We start from the raw sequence: 17,510 nt of genomic DNA, 5'->3' as shown, positions 1-17,510 counted from the left end.
GGCTCAGGACAGCTCGCCCCGCCCCTGCCGGGGCAGGCCCAGTTCCACCGCCGCCGCGGAGTCGCAGAACTCCCGTACCGCGCTGGTCCGCGCCACCACGCGCCCCTGGTGCACCACGATCCGGCTGTACGCGAGCGACAGAGCGCCCGCGAGGCCGTCGCCGCGCACCGCGAGGAGTTCGGCGGGGAAACCGGCCTCCACACGCACCTCGGGCAGACCGAGGACCGAGCGGGCCGCCGCGCTCACCGTGTCGTAGGCGTCCTGGGGGCGCAGCCCGTGGCGCGAGGCCAGCAGGTAGGCCGCCTCCAGCGGGTCCCCGCGCCCCACCGGGTTCGACACGTCCCGCAGGGCGCCGCTGCCGGCGGCCACCCGCACCCCGGCCGCCCGCAGCAGCCGTACCGGCGCGGTGCCGGGCCCCTCGGCGCCCGCGCAGCCGCCCTGCGGCAGGCACACCACCGTCACCCCGGCCGCGGCCAGTTGGTCCGCGGCCCGCGCGGCCGCCTCGGCGGGCAGCCGGGCCATGCCGCCGCACGGTCCCAGCGTCACCCCGGGGCGCAGACCGCCCGCCATCGCGGCGATCCGCGCCAGCCGGGCCGGGTCGGTGCCGTCGGTGTGCAGGTCGACGGGGCAGCCGTGCTCGGAGGCGACCTCCAGGACGGCCTCCACGTAACCCGTGGGATCGGGGTCCACGTCCGGGCAGCCGCCCACCACGCCCGCGCCCATCTTCACCGAGTCCCGCAGGACGGCCAGTCCGTCCGCGCCGGCCGCTCCGGTCAGCACGCGCGGCACCGCCACCGCCGTCAGTTCGGCGAGGCCGCGCAGCGCCCGCCGCGCCCGCAGGACCGCCGTGAGGGCGTCCAGCCCCTGGACGTCCCCCACGCGCACGTGCGCCCGCAGGGCGGTCGCCCCGTGACCGAGCTGCAGCAGCGCGGCCTCGGTCGCCCGGCGCTGGACGTCCTCCGCGTCGTAGGACACCGGGCCGCGGCCGTCCGCGGTCAGGGCGGTGTCGGCGTGGGCGTGCGGCTCGGCCGGGGCCGGCAGCAGCAGGTAGCCGGCCAGGTCGACGCGGGTCCCGCGGGCGGTGTCCAGACTGCCGGCCGTGCCGACCGCCTCGATGCGCCCGCCGGACAGCCGTACGTCCACGGCCCGCCCGTCGGTCAGCCGGGCCCCGCACAGCAGCAGGCCGTCCGGGGCCGACGGCTCCGACGGCCCCGGCGAGGAGGGCGAGTGGGGCGGCTGCGGCTTACCGGGGGGCATCGCACTCCAGCTGACGGCGGACGACGAGGGGCTGACGGGGAACCGGCGACGGGTGGTGGCGGCCGGCGCGGGCCGGCCGCGGGCCCGCGACCGGGGACCCGGAGCCTGCGGACGGTGACGGCGGACGGACCGGCGCAAGATCACGCAGAGTGAGACGAGCCTAGGGTCGTCGCCCGCGGGGACGGGGGAGGAGCGCAATAGTCGTACCGGTGTGGCACGGGGTCTGCGGGGCCCGGAGGACCCGGCCGCGAGGGGGAGGCGAACGGATTTGGGCGAACGGCCGCGGACCGTGTAATGTCTTCATCGCTCGCCCCAATAGCTCAGTCGGCAGAGCGTCTCCATGGTAAGGAGAAGGTCTACGGTTCGATTCCGTATTGGGGCTCTGGTGTGAGAGGTTCCCGCCGCGAGGCGGGGGCCGATCTCATCAAAGCGGTGTAGCTCAGTCGGTAGAGCAAGCGGCTCATAATCGCTGTGTCACCGGTTCAAGTCCGGTCACCGCTACTGACAGTAGCCGATTGCGGGGTCGGTCCTTCAATCGGCTACTCTTTCTTGCGTTGAATCAGTCAATCCGTTCGTCTTAGGAGCACTCACGTGGCTGCCACCGACGTCCGCCCGAAGATCACGCTGGCCTGCGTGGAGTGCAAGGAGCGGAACTACATCACCAAGAAGAACCGGCGTAACAACCCGGATCGTCTGGAGATGAAGAAGCACTGCCCGCGTTGCAACGCGCACACCGCGCACCGCGAAACGCGATAAATCAGGCTCATTCATGAGGCCGCCCCTGCACCTGGGGGCGGCCTCATGGTGTTTTCGAAGCGGTTCCGAACGAGAGTGACACCAGGAGGTGCCGGGCCATGGCGCTCGACCAGTCCTTCGTGGGGCGGTCCTATCCGCCCACCGCCCCCTACGAGGTGGGCCGGGAGAAGATCCGGGAGTTCGCGGAGGCGGTCGGTGACGCCAACCCGGCGTACACGGACCCCGAGGCCGCCGAGGCGCTCGGCCACCCCGATGTGATCGCCCCGCCGACCTTCGTCTTCGCGATCGCCTTCAAGGCCGCCGGCCAGGTCGTCCACGACCCGCAGCTCGGCCTCGACTACAGCCGTGTGGTGCACGGCGACCAGAAGTTCGCCTACGTCCGCCCCGTGCGCGCCGGCGACCGGCTGACCGTCACCTCCACCATCGAGGCGATCAAGTCCCTGGCCGGCAACGACATCCTGGACGTCCGCGGCGAGGTGCACGACGAGGCCGGCGAGCACGTCGTGACCACCTGGATCAAGCTGGTGGCCCGCGCGGCCGAGGAGGCGTGAGGAACCCATGACGGCGAAGATCGCCTACGACGACGTCGAGGTCGGCACCGAGCTGCCGGCCCAGACCTTCCCCGTGACCCGCGCCACCCTCGTCCGGTACGCGGGCGCCTCCGGGGACTTCAACCCGATCCACTGGAACGAGAGGTTCGCCAAGGAGGTCGGGCTGCCGGACGTGATCGCGCACGGCATGTTCACCATGGCCGAGGCGATCCGCGTCGTCACCGACTGGACCGGCGACCCGGGCGCCGTCGTCGAGTACGGCGTCCGGTTCACCAAGCCGGTCGTCGTCCCCGACGACGACAAGGGCGCGCTGATCGAGGTCTCCGCCAAGGTCGCGGCCAAGCTCGACGACAACACCGTGCGGGTCGACCTGACCGCCACGAGCGGCGGCCAGAAGGTCCTCGGCATGTCCCGGGCCGTCGTGCGACTGGCCTGACGGTCCCGGACGGCACGGCCCGGCCGCCGGCCGGCCGTGCCGTGCCGCGGACCGGCGCGTCCCGGGCTGTCGTCGGGAGCCGCCGACGGGGTCTCGTAGTCTTGGGCGGGTGCAGGTACTCCACGACGCGCCCCTCGCCCCGCTGACCACCTTCCGGCTGGGCGGCCCCGCGACCCGGCTGATCACCGCGACCACCGACGCCGAGGTGATCGACGCCGTCCGCGAGGCCGACGTCGCCGGCACCCCGCTGCTCGTCATCGGCGGCGGCTCGAACCTGGTCATCGGCGACAAGGGCTTCGACGGCACCGCCCTGCGCATCGCGACCCGCGGCTTCGCACTCGACGGCACGACGCTGGAGCTCGCCGCCGGCGAGGTGTGGACCGACGCCGTCGCCCGCACCGTGGAGGCCGGACTCGCGGGCATCGAGTGCATGTCCGGCATCCCCGGCTCCGCCGGCGCGACCCCGATCCAGAACGTCGGCGCGTACGGCCAGGAGGTCTCCACCACGATCACCGAGGTGGTCGCCTACGACCGCACGGCCGGCGAGACGGTGACCCTGGCCAACGACGCGTGCGCCTTCTCCTACCGGCACAGCCGCTTCAAGGCCGAGCCCGAGCGGTACGTGGTCCTGCGCGTCCGTTTCGCCCTGGAGGACGCCGGGGGCCTGTCCGCGCCCGTCAAGTACGCCGAGACCGCCCGCGCGCTCGGCGTGGAGGCGGGCGACCGGGTCGCGCTCACCACCGCCCGCGACACCGTGCTGAAGCTGCGTGCCGGAAAAGGCATGGTGCTCGACCCGGAGGACCACGACACCTGGTCGGCCGGATCCTTCTTCACCAACCCGATCCTCACCGAGACCTCTTTCGCGGCCTTCCGCGCGCGCGTGCGGGAGCGACTGGGCGAGGGCGTCGAGCCGCCCGCCTACCCGGCGGGGGAGGGCCGTACGAAGACCTCGGCGGCCTGGCTGATCGACAAGGCCGGCTTCACCAAGGGCTACGGCGCCGGCCCGGCCCGCATCTCCACCAAGCACACGCTCGCCCTCACCAACCGCGGCGGCGCGACCACCGAGGACCTGCTCGCGCTGGCCCGCGAGGTCGTGGCCGGCGTCCACGAGGCCTTCGGCGTCACCCTGGTGAACGAGCCGGTGACGGTGGGCGTGAGCCTGTGACCCCCGGCGCGGGGGAGCGGGGCCGGTCTCCCGTGTCCCGCGCACAGGTCGGCGCGGGATCCCTCACAGAGATCGCATAGGGTCGGTCCCCGTTCCACAGGGAGGGGAAAGAACCATGCGAGGCAGACGAAGGGGCGCCACCGCCGCGCCGGCGGCCGTACTGGCCGCCCTGGTCGGCGTGCTCGCCACGGGCTGCGGCACGGCGGCCCAGGCGGGCTCCGGCCACGGCGACGGGAAACCGTCGGCCGCGCGGACACCGGCGGCGGACGTACGGGTCGTCCAGACGCTCGCGTCCGACGGCACCACCGTGAGCGTCGGCTCCCCGGCCGCCAAGACCGTCGTCAGCGTCTACGAGGACCTTCGCTGCCCGGTCTGCAAGGACTTCGAGACCCGGGGCGGCGGCGAGGCGCTGCGGGGGATGGTCCGCTCCGGCGAGGTGCGGGTGGAGTACACGCTGGCCTCCTTCCTCGACGACCAGCTCGGCGGCGAGGGCTCCCAGAAGGCCGCCAACGCGCTGCGGGCGGCCCTGGACGCCGGCAAGTTCGCCGAGTACCACGACGTCCTGTACGCCCACCAGCCCGAGGAGAGCGTCGACGGCTACACCGACGCGTACCTGCTGGACATGGCCTCCCGGGTGAAGGGCCTGCGGGACAAGGACTTCGACGCGGCCGTCAAGGACATGAAGTACCGCGGCTTCGTGATCGCCTCCGAACAGGCCTTCGACGCCTCCGGGGCGACCGGCACGCCCACCATGAAGGTCGACGGCAGGATCGTCGACGGCTGGCTGGCCGACGGGATCTTCGACAAGGAGATGCTGCCCACGGTGGTCCGGATGCTGGCCCGGCCCACGGACTCCTGACCCGACCCGTCCGCCTGGCCACCCGCAGGTCACTCCCTGCCCTCACCCGCCTCCCTCCCGCGGCAGCCCCGCCGTCACGGACCCGCGCCGCGCCCGTCCGTGGCAGCCCCGCCGTCACGGCCCCGCGCCGCGCCCGTCCGTGGCAGCCCCGCCGTCACGGCCCCGCGCCGCGCCCGTCCGTGGCAGCCGCCGCCTCAGCCCGCCAGCCAGTCGTCCACACCCGACAGCAGTTTCGTCCGCACGTCCTCAGGAGCCGCCGAGGCACGGATCGACTGGCGGGCCAGCTCGGCGAGTTCGGCGTCCGTGAAGGAGTGGTGGTCGCGGGCGAGGGTGTACTGGGCCGCCAGGCGGGAGCCGAAGAGGAGGGGGTCGTCGGCGCCCAGGGCCATCGGGACGCCGGCCTCGTAGAGCGTGCGCAGGGGGACGTCCTCGGGCTTCTCGTAGACGCCGAGAGCCACGTTCGAGGCCGGGCACACCTCGCAGGTCACACCGCGGTCGGCGAGGCGGCGCAGCAGGCGCGGGTCCTCCGCCGCGCGCACCCCGTGGCCCACGCGCCGGGCCTCCAGGTCGTCGAGGCAGTCGCGGACCGAGGCCGGGCCGGTCAGCTCGCCGCCGTGCGGGGCCGCGAACAGACCGCCCTCCCGCGCGATCGCGAACGCCCGGTCGAAGTCGCGCGCCATACCCCGGCGCTCGTCGTTGGAGAGGCCGAAGCCGACCACCCCGCGGTCCCGGTAGCGCACGGCGAGGCGGGCCAGCGTGCGGGCGTCCAGCGGGTGTTTCATGCGGTTGGCGGCCACCAGGACCCGCATGCCCAGGCCCGTCTCGCGCGAGGCCGTGTCCACCGCGTCCAGGATGATCTCCAGCGCCGGGATCAGTCCGCCCAGGCGCGGCGCGTACGAGGTGGGGTCGACCTGGATCTCCAGCCAGCCCGAGCCGTCCCTGATGTCCTCCTCGGCGGCCTCCCGCACCAGCCGCTGGATGTCCTCGGGCTCGCGCAGGCAGGACCGCGCCGCGTCGTACAGCCGCTGGAAGCGGAACCAGCCCCGTTCGTCGGTCGCCCGCAGTCTCGGCGGCTCCCCGCTGAACAGGGCGTCCGTCAGCGCCTCGGGCAGGCGCACACCGTACTTGTCGGCCAGTTCCAGCAGAGTCGCGGGCCGCATCGACCCGGTGAAGTGCAGGTGCAGATGGGCCTTCGGCAGTTCAGAGACATCACGTACACCCGGGGGGTTCGGGGGGCGCCCCCCTGAAAAGCTCAGCATTCACCGATCCTGCCGCATGCCCGCGCCGTCCCGGTAGCCGTTTCCCCGTTCGTGGTCTTGCTCGCACAAACGAAGGGGCCCGCCGCCCCGCTCGTCACGAGCGGGGCGGCGGGCCCTCCGGGAAGCGGACGGCGGCGGACGTCAGTCCCGCGCCTCCGCCAGCAGCTTCTGGATCCGGCTCACGCCCTCCACCAGGTCCTCGTCGCCGAGGGCGTAGGACAGGCGCAGATAGCCCGGCGTGCCGAAGGCCTCGCCCGGGACGACCGCGACCTCGGCCTCCTCCAGGATGAGGGCGGCCAGCTCCACGGAGTTCTGCGGGCGCCTGCCGCGGATCTCCTTGCCGATCAGCGCCTTCACCGACGGGTAGGCGTAGAACGCGCCCTCGGGTTCCGGGCACAGCACGCCGTCGATCTCGTTGAGCATCCGCACGATGGTCCTGCGGCGGCGGTCGAAGGCCTCGCGCATCTTCGCGACCGCCTCCAGGTCGCCGGAGACGGCGGCCAGGGCGGCCGCCTGGGCGACGTTCGACACGTTCGACGTGGCGTGCGACTGGAGGTTGGTGGCGGCCTTGACCACGTCCTTGGGGCCGATGACCCAGCCCACGCGCCAGCCGGTCATGGCGTACGTCTTCGCCACGCCGTTGACCACGACGCACTTGTCGCGCAGCTCGGGCAGGAGCGCCGGCAGGGACACGGAGACCGCGTCGCCGTACACCAGGTGCTCGTAGATCTCGTCGGTGAGCACCCACAGACCGTGCTCCAGCGCCCAGCGGCCGATCGCCTCGGTCTCCGCCTCGGAGTACACCGCGCCGGTCGGGTTGGAGGGGGAGACGAACAGGACGACCTTGGTCTTCTCCGTGCGGGCGGCCTCCAGCTGCTCGACCGAGACCCGGTAGCCGGTGGTCTCGTCGGCGACGACCTCGACCGGGACACCGCCGGCCAGGCGGATCGACTCCGGGTACGTCGTCCAGTACGGCGCCGGCACGATGACCTCGTCGCCCGGGTCCAGGATCGCGGCGAAGGCCTCGTAGATGGCCTGCTTGCCGCCGTTGGTGACCAGGATCTGGGAGACGTCCGGCTCCCATCCGGAGTCGCGCAGCGTCTTCGCGGCGATCGCGGACTTCAGCTCGGGCAGACCGCCGGCCGGCGTGTAGCGGTGGTACTTCGGGTTCTTGCAGGCCTCGATCGCGGCCTCGACGATGTAGTCCGGGGTCGGGAAGTCGGGCTCACCGGCGCCGAAGCCGATCACCGGACGCCCGGCGGCCTTCAGGGCCTTGGCCTTGGCGTCCACGGCGAGGGTGGCGGACTCGGAGATCGCGCCGACTCGGGCGGAGACCCGGCGCTCGGTGGGAGGGGTTGCAGCGCTCATACCGCCATCGTTCCAGACCCCGAACGCCGTGGGCACGCGGGTTTCACGGACTGAACAGGACCGGTCTACGTGCTGAACAACCGTCCGGATCCGCGCCGTGGCCAGGCGATCTTCCTCGGGATCCCCCGTCGACCGCCGTCGGAGGGACGCCGAAGAACACTTTCTGTTCGACGCTGGGCCGCAGACCACGTACACTCTCACCTCGTTGGCCTTCAGCAGCCGCCGCACCCGGTGCGCACCGGGGCATCCATTCGGATGCGGTACGTTGGGGGACACACAAAGGGTCGTAGCTCAATTGGTAGAGCACTGGTCTCCAAAACCAGCGGTTGGGGGTTCAAGTCCCTCCGGCCCTGCTACACACACCTTCGCCAGGGATGTGTGCGCATGTACGTACAGAAATGCACCGCCGTGCGGCTCGACCGGGCGCGGCACGGCCACGACCCGGAATCAGGTGAGGACGCATGACGGACGCCGTGGGCTCCATCGACACGCCTGATGCCCAGGACGAGGTGGCGGAGTCCAAGAAGAAGCCCCGCAAGGGCGGCAAGCGTGCCAAGAAGGGTCCGCTGAAGCGTCTCGCGCTCTTCTACCGGCAGATCGTCGCGGAGCTCCGCAAGGTCGTCTGGCCGTCGCGGAGCCAGCTGTCGTCGTACACCACCGTGGTGATCTTCTTCGTCGCCATCATGATCGCCCTGGTGACCGTGATTGACTATGGGCTCAACCACGCGGCCAAGTACGTTTTCGGCTGAGCCAAGAGCGAAGGGCGCCGTGGTTACCGGCGCCCGTTTTCGCATGTTCCACCCCTATGTATCCAGGAAGAAGCAGCCACCGTGTCTGACCCGAACCTGAACGACGCCATCGAGCCGACCGAGTCCGTGGATGACGAGCTCGACATCGTCGAAGGTGCCGACGAGGTCGACGAGGCGGAGGCTGCCGAGGCCGCCGCGGGCGAGCCGGCCGAAGAGGCCGCCCTCCACGTCGAGGACGAGGACGCCGAAGAGGCGGCCGCCGAGGGTGCTGACGCCGAGGCCGCCGAGGGCGAGGCCGGCGAGGAGGCCCCCGCCGAGGAGCCCGAGCCCGAGCTGGACCCGGTCACCAAGCTCCGCGAGGAACTGCGCACGCTGCCCGGCGAGTGGTACGTGATCCACACCTACGCCGGCTACGAGAAGCGCGTGAAGGCCAACCTGGAGCAGCGCGCCGTCTCGCTGAACGTCGAGGACTTCATCTACCAGGCCGAGGTGCCCGAGGAAGAGATCGTCCAGATCAAGAACGGCGAGCGCAAGACCGTCCGGCAGAACAAGCTGCCCGGTTACGTCCTCGTCCGCATGGACCTGACGAACGAGTCCTGGGGCGTCGTCCGCAACACCCCCGGTGTCACCGGTTTCGTCGGCAACGCCTACGACCCCTACCCGCTGTCCCTGGACGAGATCGTGAAGATGCTCGCCCCGGAGGCGGAGGAGAAGGCCGCCCGCGAGGCCGCCGAGGCCGAGGGCAAGCCGGCTCCGCAGCGCAAGGTCGAGGTCCAGGTGCTGGACTTCGAGGTCGGCGACTCGGTCACCGTCACCGACGGCCCGTTCGCCACGCTGCAGGCGACGATCAACGAGATCAACGCCGACTCGAAGAAGGTCAAGGGCCTCGTCGAGATCTTCGGCCGCGAGACCCCGGTCGAGCTGAGCTTCGACCAGATCCAGAAGAACTAGTTCTTTCTGGTCGTACCGCTTCCGCGCAGGTCAGGCGGGCTGCTCGCAGCCGGTCTGACCTGCGCGGTTTTCAGCCGCACAGCTATACCCGTTATCGTTGTGCGGTATGCCTGCGTCCGGGTGGTTTCCCGGGAGCGGGCAGGACCCGAATCGAAAGGACCCGGAGAGCTATGCCTCCCAAGAAGAAGAAGGTCACGGGGCTCATCAAGCTCCAGATCAACGCCGGTGCGGCGAACCCGGCCCCGCCGGTCGGTCCGGCGCTCGGTCAGCACGGCGTCAACATCATGGAGTTCTGCAAGGCCTACAACGCCGCGACCGAGTCGCAGCGTGGCTGGGTCATCCCGGTGGAGATCACGGTCTACGAGGACCGTTCCTTCACCTTCGTGACCAAGACCCCGCCGGCCGCGAAGATGATCCTCAAGGCCGCTGGTGTCGAGAAGGGCTCCGGCGAGCCGCACAAGACCAAGGTCGCGAAGATCACCGACGCGCAGGTCCGTGAGATCGCCCAGACCAAGCTGCCCGACCTCAACGCCAACGACCTGGACGCCGCCGCGAAGATCATCGCCGGCACCGCGCGTTCCATGGGCATCACGGTCGAGGGCTGAACCCCACCTTCGTAGTCATGCGGCCGTGAAACGCCGCACGTGGCAGGGCCTGCTCGGCCCGTACCACGACTCCTTTCAGAAACCTCAGGAGCAGTTGTGAGCAAGCGCAGCAAGGCTCTCCGCGCTGCGGACGCCAAGATCGACCGGGAGAAGCAGTACGCCCCGCTCGAGGCCGTCCGTCTCGCCAAGGAGACCTCCACGACCAAGTTCGACGGCACCGTCGAGGTCGCCTTCCGCCTGGGTGTCGACCCGCGCAAGGCCGACCAGATGGTCCGTGGCACCGTGAACCTTCCGCACGGCACCGGCAAGACCGCCCGGGTCCTGGTCTTCGCGACCGGTGACCGTGCTGCGGCCGCGGAGGCCGCGGGCGCCGACATCGTCGGCTCCGACGAACTGATCGACGAGGTGGCCAAGGGCCGTCTGGACTTCGACGCCGTCGTCGCCACCCCGGACCTCATGGGCAAGGTCGGCCGCCTCGGCCGCGTCCTCGGCCCGCGTGGTCTGATGCCGAACCCGAAGACCGGCACCGTCACCCCGGACGTGGCCAAGGCCGTCACCGACATCAAGGGCGGCAAGATCGAGTTCCGCGTCGACAAGCACTCGAACCTGCACTTCATCATCGGCAAGACGTCGTTCGACGACACCAAGCTGGTGGAGAACTACGGCGCCGCGCTGGAGGAGATCCTCCGTCTGAAGCCGTCCGCCGCCAAGGGTCGCTACATCAAGAAGGCCGCCATCAGCACCACGATGGGCCCCGGCATCCAGCTCGACCCGAACCGCACCCGCAACCTCCTCGTCGAGGAGGACCCGGCCGCGGTCTGAGCCTTCGGCTCGCCCAGTCGGCGACGAGCCCCGCAACCGAACGGTTGCGGGGCTCGTCCCTTTTCTGTGGGACGGCTGTGCGGCTCTCTCGTACGACTGTCGGTGGCCTGCGCTAGCGTGCGGGGCACAGCGAACGCTTAGGGGTGGGTGGAATGAACAGCAGGACCGTACGCCGGACGACGCTCTCGATCGCGGCGGTGGCCGCGTTGACCGGGGTGGCGGCCTGCGGCTCCGGGTCCTCCGGTCAGGGCGGCAAGGCCGTGGGCCAGGGGGTGGCGGCGGTGAGCCCCATAGCGGCCCTGCGCAGCGCCGAGACGTCCACCGCGAAGGCCGACTCGGCCCGGGTCGAGTCGACGACCAGCATGGGCAGCGTGATGTCCCTGAAGGGCACCGGCGCGCTCGACTGGAGTCACGGCATCGCCGGCTCCCTGTCGATCACGTACACCGGGGGCACCGCGGCCGAGACGATGCGCAAGCTCGGCAGCACGACGACCGAGGCGCGCTACGTCGCCGACGGGTACTACACGAGGATGAGCGACCAGTACGCCGCCCTGGTGGGCGGCAAGCACTGGCTCAAGTACTCCTACGACGACCTCGCCGCGATGGGCGGCGGCTCCGGCGCCTACCTCAAGGACCAGATGCAGAACACCACGCCGAACCAGGGCGTGCGGCTGCTGATGGCCTCCGGGGACGTGAGGAAGGCCGGCGAGGAGAAGGTCGCCGGGCAGAGCGCCACGCACTACACGGGCACCGTGAACGTCGCCGACTTCGCCGACAAGAGCAACCACAACCTCTCCGCCGACCAGCTCTCCTCGCTGAAGAAGCAGCTCAGCCAAACCGGCATCAGCACGGAGACCGTCGACATCTGGATCAACGACCAGAACCTGCTGGTCAAGAAGGTCGAGAAGGCGGACACGGCGAACGGCCCCATGACCACCACCGCCCTCTACCGCGACTACGGCGTGAAGGTCTCGGTCACCGCGCCGCCGGCGAGCGACACCGAGGACGTCGCGAAGCTGCTCAAGCAGCAGGGCGCCTCGACCGGCGCCCTCACGGGCGGGACCGGCACCAGCTCCTGACCGCGGGGCGCCGCCGCCCGGACACCCGGCCGACGGCGCCGTACGGCCGCTGCGTACGGCCCGTGCTCGCGGCGGGCCCGTACGCACGGCCCCGTACGTCACCCGGTCGGCGGGGCACGACGAGCGGATTTGCTCGACGGCGTCCCGTTCACGTACTCTCCTCAGGAAGCCAAAGACCGCTGGTCGTTGCCGTGCACTCGTTCGAGGGTGCGGTGGCCGAAGGATCCGCTGTACATGCGGACGACCCGCGCAGGTGACTGTGGAAGTACTCCCGGAGTGCGCACGCTCACGTCGTGTGTCCGACCGGTCGAGTCCGCCCCGTGCCCTGCGCCGGGGCGTTTCGTTTTCCCAGTCCTCCTTCGGGTCCGCGCGGTCCGAATCACCCGGAAGGAGGCCGAGGCTCTATGGCGAGGCCCGACAAGGCTGCCGCGGTTGCCGAGCTGACGGACAAGTTCCGCAACTCGAGCGCCGCCGTGCTGACCGAGTACCGCGGTCTCACCGTGGCGCAGCTCAAGACGCTGCGTCGTTCGCTCGGTGAGAACGCCCAGTACGCCGTGGTGAAGAACACGCTGACCAAGATTGCGGCCAACGAGGCCGGGATCACGACGCTGGACGACCAGTTCAATGGTCCGACGGCTGTCGCCTTCATCACCGGTGACCCGGTGGAGTCGGCGAAGGGTCTCCGTGACTTCGCCAAGGACAACCCGAATCTCGTCATCAAGGGCGGTGTCCTTGACGGCAAGGCGCTGTCCGCCGACGAGATCAAGAAGCTTGCGGACCTCGAGTCCCGCGAGGTTCTGCTCTCCAAGCTGGCGGGTGCCTTCAAGGGCAAGCAGTCCCAGGCTGCTTCGCTCTTCCAGGCGCTCCCCTCGAAGCTCGTCCGCACCGTGGACGCGCTTCGCGCCAAGCGCGACGAGCAGGGCGGTGCCGAGTAACTCGGCTCGCTTTCTGACTCTGGCCGCCTAGGCGGCTCGGGTCGCAGCGGGCCCGACGTACGCCCGCCTCACCCAGTACATCCGGCACCTGCCGAATCAGTGGAAGGATCGCCCATCATGGCGAAGCTCAGCCAGGAAGACCTGCTCGCCCAGTTCGAGGAGATGACCCTCATCGAGCTCTCCGAGTTCGTGAAGGCCTTCGAGGAGAAGTTCGACGTCACCGCCGCCGCGGCCGCCCCGGTCGTCGTCGCCGGTGGTGCCGCCGGCGGTGCCGCCGAGGCCGTCGAGGAGAAGGACGAGTTCGACGTCATCCTCACCGGTGCCGGCGACAAGAAGATCCAGGTCATCAAGGTCGTGCGCGAGCTGACCTCCCTCGGCCTGAAGGAGGCCAAGGACCTGGTCGACGGTGCGCCGAAGCCCGTCCTGGAGAAGGTCAACAAGGAGGCCGCGGACAAGGCCAAGGAGTCCCTCGAGGGCGCCGGCGCCTCCGTCGAGGTCAAGTAAGACCTCCACGGGTCCGCACGGACTCCTGCGAGCCGTCGACGGCCTCGCGGCACGCCCCGTAGGACGGGCCGCATAGGGCTGTAACGCGAACGCACCGAAGAGCGATCATCCATCCGGGTGGTCGCTCTTCGGCGTTCCCGGGGGGTGGCTGTGGCGGCCTTGCACCCGACACCGGGAGGGGTATGGTGATCTTCGTTGTGCCTCAGGAGGCCCCCGGCGGCAGGCTGCACGTGACGATGGCAGCATCCGGTTTGGGCATGGGAGGCCTTGACGAACCGCACGCAGCGCGCAATTCTCAGGACGCGTCGTCACGAGGATCCGAATCCGAGGCATGGATCGACGACGAAGAGGGCAGTATCAACCTGCGTTGAGGGCAGCAGGCCATAGGCGGTGACGACGACGAGGGTCTCGGGAAACCGGCACTGGACATCAGTGGGCCATGTGGCTACACTGACCCTTTGCGCTGCCTGTTAGCTGTCCCCTGCCCGTCACCAGGGGCATGCCCTCGCCCGAGCATCGATGACCGGACCGCACCTGAACTGGCCCAATCGCCATTTCAGGCACCGTCTGTCCCGTTGCCCAGGAGAGGGGCCGGTACGCGCGTAGTGAGTCCGAGCCCTCGGAAGGACCCCCTCTTGGCCGCCTCGCGCAACGCCTCGACCGCGAATACGAACAACGGCGCCAGCACCGCCCCGCTGCGCATTTCCTTTGCAAAGATCAAGGAGCCCCTCGAGGTTCCGAACCTTCTCGCGCTGCAAACCGAGAGCTTCGACTGGCTGCTCGGCAACGACGCGTGGAAGGCTCGCGTCGAGGCGGCTCTGGAGTCCGGTCAGGACGTCCCCACCAAGTCCGGTCTGGAGGAGATCTTCGAGGAGATCTCCCCGATCGAGGACTTCTCCGGGTCGATGTCGCTGACGTTCCGCGACCACCGCTTCGAGCCGCCGAAGAACAGCATCGACGAGTGCAAGGAGCGCGACTTCACGTTCGCCGCCCCGCTCTTCGTCACGGCGGAGTTCACCAACAACGAGACCGGCGAGATCAAGTCCCAGACGGTCTTCATGGGCGACTTCCCGCTCATGACCAACAAGGGCACCTTCGTCATCAACGGCACCGAGCGTGTCGTGGTGTCGCAGCTGGTCCGTTCGCCGGGTGTCTACTTCGACTCCTCCATCGACAAGACGTCCGACAAGGACATCTTCTCCGCCAAGATCATCCCGTCCCGGGGCGCCTGGCTGGAGATGGAGATCGACAAGCGCGACATGGTCGGTGTCCGCATCGACCGCAAGCGCAAGCAGTCCGTCACCGTCCTCCTGAAGGCGCTCGGCTGGACCAACGAGCAGATCCTCGAGGAGTTCGGCGAGTACGAGTCGATGCGCGCCACCCTGGAGAAGGACCACACCCAGGGCCAGGACGACGCGCTGCTCGACATCTACCGCAAGCTGCGCCCGGGCGAGCCCCCGACGCGTGAGGCCGCGCAGACGCTGCTCGACAACCTGTACTTCAACCCGAAGCGCTACGACCTCGCCAAGGTCGGCCGCTACAAGGTCAACAAGAAGCTGGGTGCGGACGCTCCGCTGGACGCGGGCATCCTGACCGTCGAGGACATCATCTCGACGATCAAGTACCTGGTGAAGCTGCACGCCGGCGAGACCGAGACCGCCGGGGACAACGGCGGCACGATCGTCGTCGAGACCGACGACATCGACCACTTCGGCAACCGCCGTCTGCGCAGCGTGGGCGAGCTCATCCAGAACCAGGTCCGCACCGGCCTGGCCCGTATGGAGCGCGTCGTCCGCGAGCGCATGACCACGCAGGACGTCGAGGCGATCACGCCGCAGACCCTGATCAACATCCGGCCGGTCGTCGCCTCCATCAAGGAGTTCTTCGGCACCAGCCAGCTGTCGCAGTTCATGGACCAGAACAACCCGCTGTCGGGTCTCACCCACAAGCGCCGCCTGTCGGCCCTTGGCCCGGGTGGTCTCTCCCGTGAGCGGGCCGGCTTCGAGGTCCGAGACGTGCACCCCTCGCACTACGGCCGCATGTGCCCGATCGAGACGCCCGAAGGCCCGAACATCGGTCTGATCGGCTCGCTCGCCTCCTACGGCCGGGTCAACGCGTTCGGTTTCGTCGAGACCCCGTACCGCAAGGTCGTCGACGGCCAGGTCACCGACGAGGTCGACTACCTGACCGCCGACGAGGAGGACCGCTTCGTCATCGCCCAGGCCAACGCCGGCCTCAACGACGACATGCGCTTCTCCGAGAACCGCGTCCTGGTCCGCCGCCGTGGCGGTGAGGTCGACTACGTCGCCGGTGACGACGTCGACTACATGGACGTCTCGCCGCGCCAGATGGTGTCGGTCGCGACCGCCATGATCCCGTTCCTCGAGCACGACGACGCCAACCGCGCCCTCATGGGCGCGAACATGATGCGCCAGGCCGTCCCGCTCATCAAGAGCGAGGCCCCGCTCGTCGGTACCGGCATGGAGTACCGCTCCGCCGTCGACGCCGGCGACGTCGTCAAGGCCGAGAAGGCCGGTGTGGTCCAGGAGGTCTCCGCGGACTACATCACCACCGCCAACGACGACGGCACGTACATCACGTACCGCCTGGCCAAGTTCGCCCGCTCCAACCAGGGCACCTCGGTCAACCAGAAGGTCATCGTCAACGAGGGCGACCACGTCATCGCGGGCCAGGTGCTCGCCGACGGTCCCGCCACCGAGAACGGCGAGATGGCCCTCGGCAAGAACCTGCTCGTGGCGTTCATGCCGTGGGAGGGTCACAACTACGAGGACGCGATCATCCTGTCGCAGCGCCTCGTGCAGGACGACGTCCTCTCCTCGATCCACATCGAGGAGCACGAGGTCGACGCCCGTGACACCAAGCTCGGCCCCGAGGAGATCACCCGGGACATCCCGAACGTCTCCGAGGAGGTCCTCGCCGACCTCGACGAGCGCGGCATCATCCGCATCGGCGCCGACGTCGTCGCCGGCGACATCCTGGTCGGCAAGGTCACGCCCAAGGGCGAGACCGAGCTGACCCCGGAGGAGCGCCTGCTGCGCGCCATCTTCGGCGAGAAGGCCCGTGAGGTCCGTGACACCTCGCTGAAGGTCCCGCACGGCGAGATCGGCAAGGTCATCGGCGTCCGCCTCTTCGACCGCGAGGAGGGCGACGAGCTGCCGCCGGGCGTGAACCAGCTGGTCCGCGTCTACGTCGCGCAGAAGCGCAAGATCACCGACGGTGACAAGCTCGCCGGCCGCCACGGCAACAAGGGCGTCATCTCCAAGATCCTGCCGATCGAGGACATGCCGTTCCTGGAGGACGGCACCCCGGTCGACATCATCCTCAACCCGCTGGGCGTCCCGTCCCGAATGAACCCGGGACAGGTCCTGGAGATCCACCTCGGCTGGCTCGCCAGCCGCGGCTGGGACGTCTCCGGCCTCGCGGAGGAGTGGGCCCAGCGCCTCCAGGTCATCGGCGCCGACAACGTCCAGCCCGGTACCAACGTCGCCACCCCGGTCTTCGACGGTGCGCGCGAGGACGAGCTGGCGGGTCTGCTGCAGCACACCATCCCGAACCGGGACGGCGAGCGCATGGTGCTCCCGACCGGCAAGGCGCGGCTGTTCGACGGCCGCAGCGGTGAGCCGTTCCCGGACCCGATCTCGGTCGGCTACATGTACATCCTGAAGCTGCACCACCTGGTCGACGACAAGCTGCACGCCCGCTCGACCGGTCCGTACTCGATGATCACCCAGCAGCCGCTGGGTGGTAAGGCGCAGTTCGGCGGCCAGCGGTTCGGCGAGATGGAGGTGTGGGCACTCGAGGCGTACGGCGCCGCCTACGCCCTCCAGGAGCTGCTGACCATCAAGTCCGACGACGTCACCGGCCGCGTGAAGGTCTACGAGGCCATCGTCAAGGGCGAGAACATCCCCGAGCCCGGCATCCCCGAGTCCTTCAAGGTGCTCATCAAGGAGATGCAGTCTCTCTGCCTGAACGTGGAGGTGCTGTCCAGCGACGGTATGTCCATCGAGATGCGCGACACCGACGAGGATGTCTTCCGCGCCGCGGAGGAGCTCGGCATCGACCTGTCCCGGCGCGAGCCGAGCAGCGTCGAAGAGGTCTGACGGGAGTCCGGCAGGGGCCTCACCGATGAGTGAGGCCCCCGCCGACCCCCAGGCCCCCGTTTCAGACCACAGACTTACAACCCTGAGAGGGAT

Annotated in this window: 16 protein-coding genes and 3 tRNA genes; 16 read left to right on the top strand and 3 right to left on the bottom strand. The window is 69.8% G+C overall.

Annotation, left to right across the window (positions count from 1 at the left end):
* Nucleotides 1-3: 3 nt before the first annotated feature.
* Nucleotides 4-1,257: an amidohydrolase family protein gene (locus ACH5A8_RS19800; protein ID WP_399003593.1), complete on the bottom strand. Its 1,254-nt coding sequence runs from the start codon at nucleotides 1,255-1,257 to the stop codon at nucleotides 4-6.
* A 309-nt stretch (nucleotides 1,258-1,566) separates the two neighbouring features.
* Between ACH5A8_RS19800 and ACH5A8_RS19795 the strand changes: the two genes are divergently transcribed.
* The 7 genes from ACH5A8_RS19795 (at nucleotide 1,567) to ACH5A8_RS19765 (ending at nucleotide 5,024) form a co-directional block, all read left to right on the top strand.
* Nucleotides 1,567-1,639: transfer RNA gene (locus tag ACH5A8_RS19795), tRNA-Thr, on the top strand.
* Nucleotides 1,640-1,685: 46 nt separating this feature from the next.
* Nucleotides 1,686-1,758, top strand: a tRNA-Met gene (locus tag ACH5A8_RS19790).
* Between the two features lie 90 nt (nucleotides 1,759-1,848).
* Nucleotides 1,849-2,013: a 50S ribosomal protein L33 gene (gene rpmG / locus ACH5A8_RS19785; RefSeq protein ID WP_003948671.1), complete on the top strand. Its 165-nt coding sequence runs from the start codon at nucleotides 1,849-1,851 to the stop codon at nucleotides 2,011-2,013.
* Nucleotides 2,014-2,111: 98 nt separating this feature from the next.
* Nucleotides 2,112-2,564, top strand: a complete 453-nt coding sequence (locus ACH5A8_RS19780; RefSeq protein ID WP_399003591.1) for a MaoC family dehydratase N-terminal domain-containing protein — start codon at nucleotides 2,112-2,114, stop codon at nucleotides 2,562-2,564.
* A gap of 7 nt (nucleotides 2,565-2,571) precedes the next feature.
* Entirely contained in the window at nucleotides 2,572-3,000 is a 429-nt protein-coding gene (locus ACH5A8_RS19775; protein ID WP_399003589.1) for a MaoC family dehydratase, read from the top strand.
* 109 nt (nucleotides 3,001-3,109) lie between these two features.
* Nucleotides 3,110-4,165 carry a UDP-N-acetylmuramate dehydrogenase gene (locus ACH5A8_RS19770; RefSeq protein WP_399003587.1) on the top strand — a complete coding sequence of 352 codons (1,056 nt, stop codon included), beginning with the start codon at nucleotides 3,110-3,112 and terminating at the stop codon, nucleotides 4,163-4,165.
* A 115-nt stretch (nucleotides 4,166-4,280) separates the two neighbouring features.
* Nucleotides 4,281-5,024 (top strand): DsbA family protein, encoded by a 744-nt coding sequence (locus ACH5A8_RS19765; protein ID WP_399003585.1) that lies wholly within the window; start codon nucleotides 4,281-4,283, stop codon nucleotides 5,022-5,024.
* Nucleotides 5,025-5,218: 194 nt separating this feature from the next.
* Here ACH5A8_RS19765 and ACH5A8_RS19760 read toward each other — a convergent pair whose 3' ends face one another.
* Nucleotides 5,219-6,283, bottom strand: a complete 1,065-nt coding sequence (locus ACH5A8_RS19760; RefSeq protein ID WP_399003584.1) for an adenosine deaminase — start codon at nucleotides 6,281-6,283, stop codon at nucleotides 5,219-5,221.
* A gap of 141 nt (nucleotides 6,284-6,424) precedes the next feature.
* Nucleotides 6,425-7,651 carry a pyridoxal phosphate-dependent aminotransferase gene (locus ACH5A8_RS19755; RefSeq protein WP_399003582.1) on the bottom strand — a complete coding sequence of 409 codons (1,227 nt, stop codon included), beginning with the start codon at nucleotides 7,649-7,651 and terminating at the stop codon, nucleotides 6,425-6,427.
* 280 nt (nucleotides 7,652-7,931) lie between these two features.
* Here ACH5A8_RS19755 and ACH5A8_RS19750 point away from each other — a divergent pair.
* The 9 genes from ACH5A8_RS19750 to rpoB all read left to right on the top strand — a co-directional run bounded on the left by ACH5A8_RS19750 (nucleotide 7,932) and on the right by rpoB (nucleotide 17,417).
* Nucleotides 7,932-8,004, top strand: a tRNA-Trp gene (locus ACH5A8_RS19750).
* Nucleotides 8,005-8,112: 108 nt separating this feature from the next.
* Complete coding sequence (gene secE / locus ACH5A8_RS19745) at nucleotides 8,113-8,400, top strand: preprotein translocase subunit SecE (protein ID WP_399003580.1); 288 nt, start codon at nucleotides 8,113-8,115, stop codon at nucleotides 8,398-8,400.
* An 81-nt stretch (nucleotides 8,401-8,481) separates the two neighbouring features.
* The gene (gene nusG, locus ACH5A8_RS19740; RefSeq protein ID WP_399003578.1) at nucleotides 8,482-9,351 is read left to right on the top strand and encodes a transcription termination/antitermination protein NusG; all 870 of its coding nucleotides are present in this window, start codon (nucleotides 8,482-8,484) and stop codon (nucleotides 9,349-9,351) included.
* Between the two features lie 170 nt (nucleotides 9,352-9,521).
* Complete coding sequence (gene rplK / locus ACH5A8_RS19735; protein ID WP_164581833.1) at nucleotides 9,522-9,956, top strand: 50S ribosomal protein L11; 435 nt, start codon at nucleotides 9,522-9,524, stop codon at nucleotides 9,954-9,956.
* A gap of 96 nt (nucleotides 9,957-10,052) precedes the next feature.
* Nucleotides 10,053-10,778 carry a 50S ribosomal protein L1 gene (gene rplA / locus ACH5A8_RS19730; protein ID WP_399003576.1) on the top strand — a complete coding sequence of 242 codons (726 nt, stop codon included), beginning with the start codon at nucleotides 10,053-10,055 and terminating at the stop codon, nucleotides 10,776-10,778.
* Between the two features lie 152 nt (nucleotides 10,779-10,930).
* The gene (locus ACH5A8_RS19725; RefSeq protein WP_399003574.1) at nucleotides 10,931-11,857 is read left to right on the top strand and encodes a hypothetical protein; all 927 of its coding nucleotides are present in this window, start codon (nucleotides 10,931-10,933) and stop codon (nucleotides 11,855-11,857) included.
* Between the two features lie 404 nt (nucleotides 11,858-12,261).
* Nucleotides 12,262-12,792, top strand: a complete 531-nt coding sequence (gene rplJ, locus ACH5A8_RS19720; RefSeq protein WP_399003572.1) for a 50S ribosomal protein L10 — start codon at nucleotides 12,262-12,264, stop codon at nucleotides 12,790-12,792.
* Between the two features lie 117 nt (nucleotides 12,793-12,909).
* On the top strand, nucleotides 12,910-13,296 hold the full coding sequence (gene rplL, locus ACH5A8_RS19715; protein ID WP_399003570.1) for a 50S ribosomal protein L7/L12: 387 nt from the start codon (nucleotides 12,910-12,912) through the stop codon (nucleotides 13,294-13,296).
* Between the two features lie 635 nt (nucleotides 13,297-13,931).
* Complete coding sequence (gene rpoB / locus ACH5A8_RS19710; protein ID WP_399003568.1) at nucleotides 13,932-17,417, top strand: DNA-directed RNA polymerase subunit beta; 3,486 nt, start codon at nucleotides 13,932-13,934, stop codon at nucleotides 17,415-17,417.
* The last annotated feature ends 93 nt before the right edge of the window (nucleotides 17,418-17,510 follow it).

The organism is Streptomyces sp. NPDC018610, assembly GCF_044391765.1.
In the GTDB taxonomy this organism is placed as follows: Bacteria; Actinomycetota; Actinomycetes; order Streptomycetales; family Streptomycetaceae; genus Streptomyces.
The sequence above is the reverse complement of the archived record's forward strand: the minus strand, read 5'-3'. Positions and strand labels throughout refer to the sequence as shown.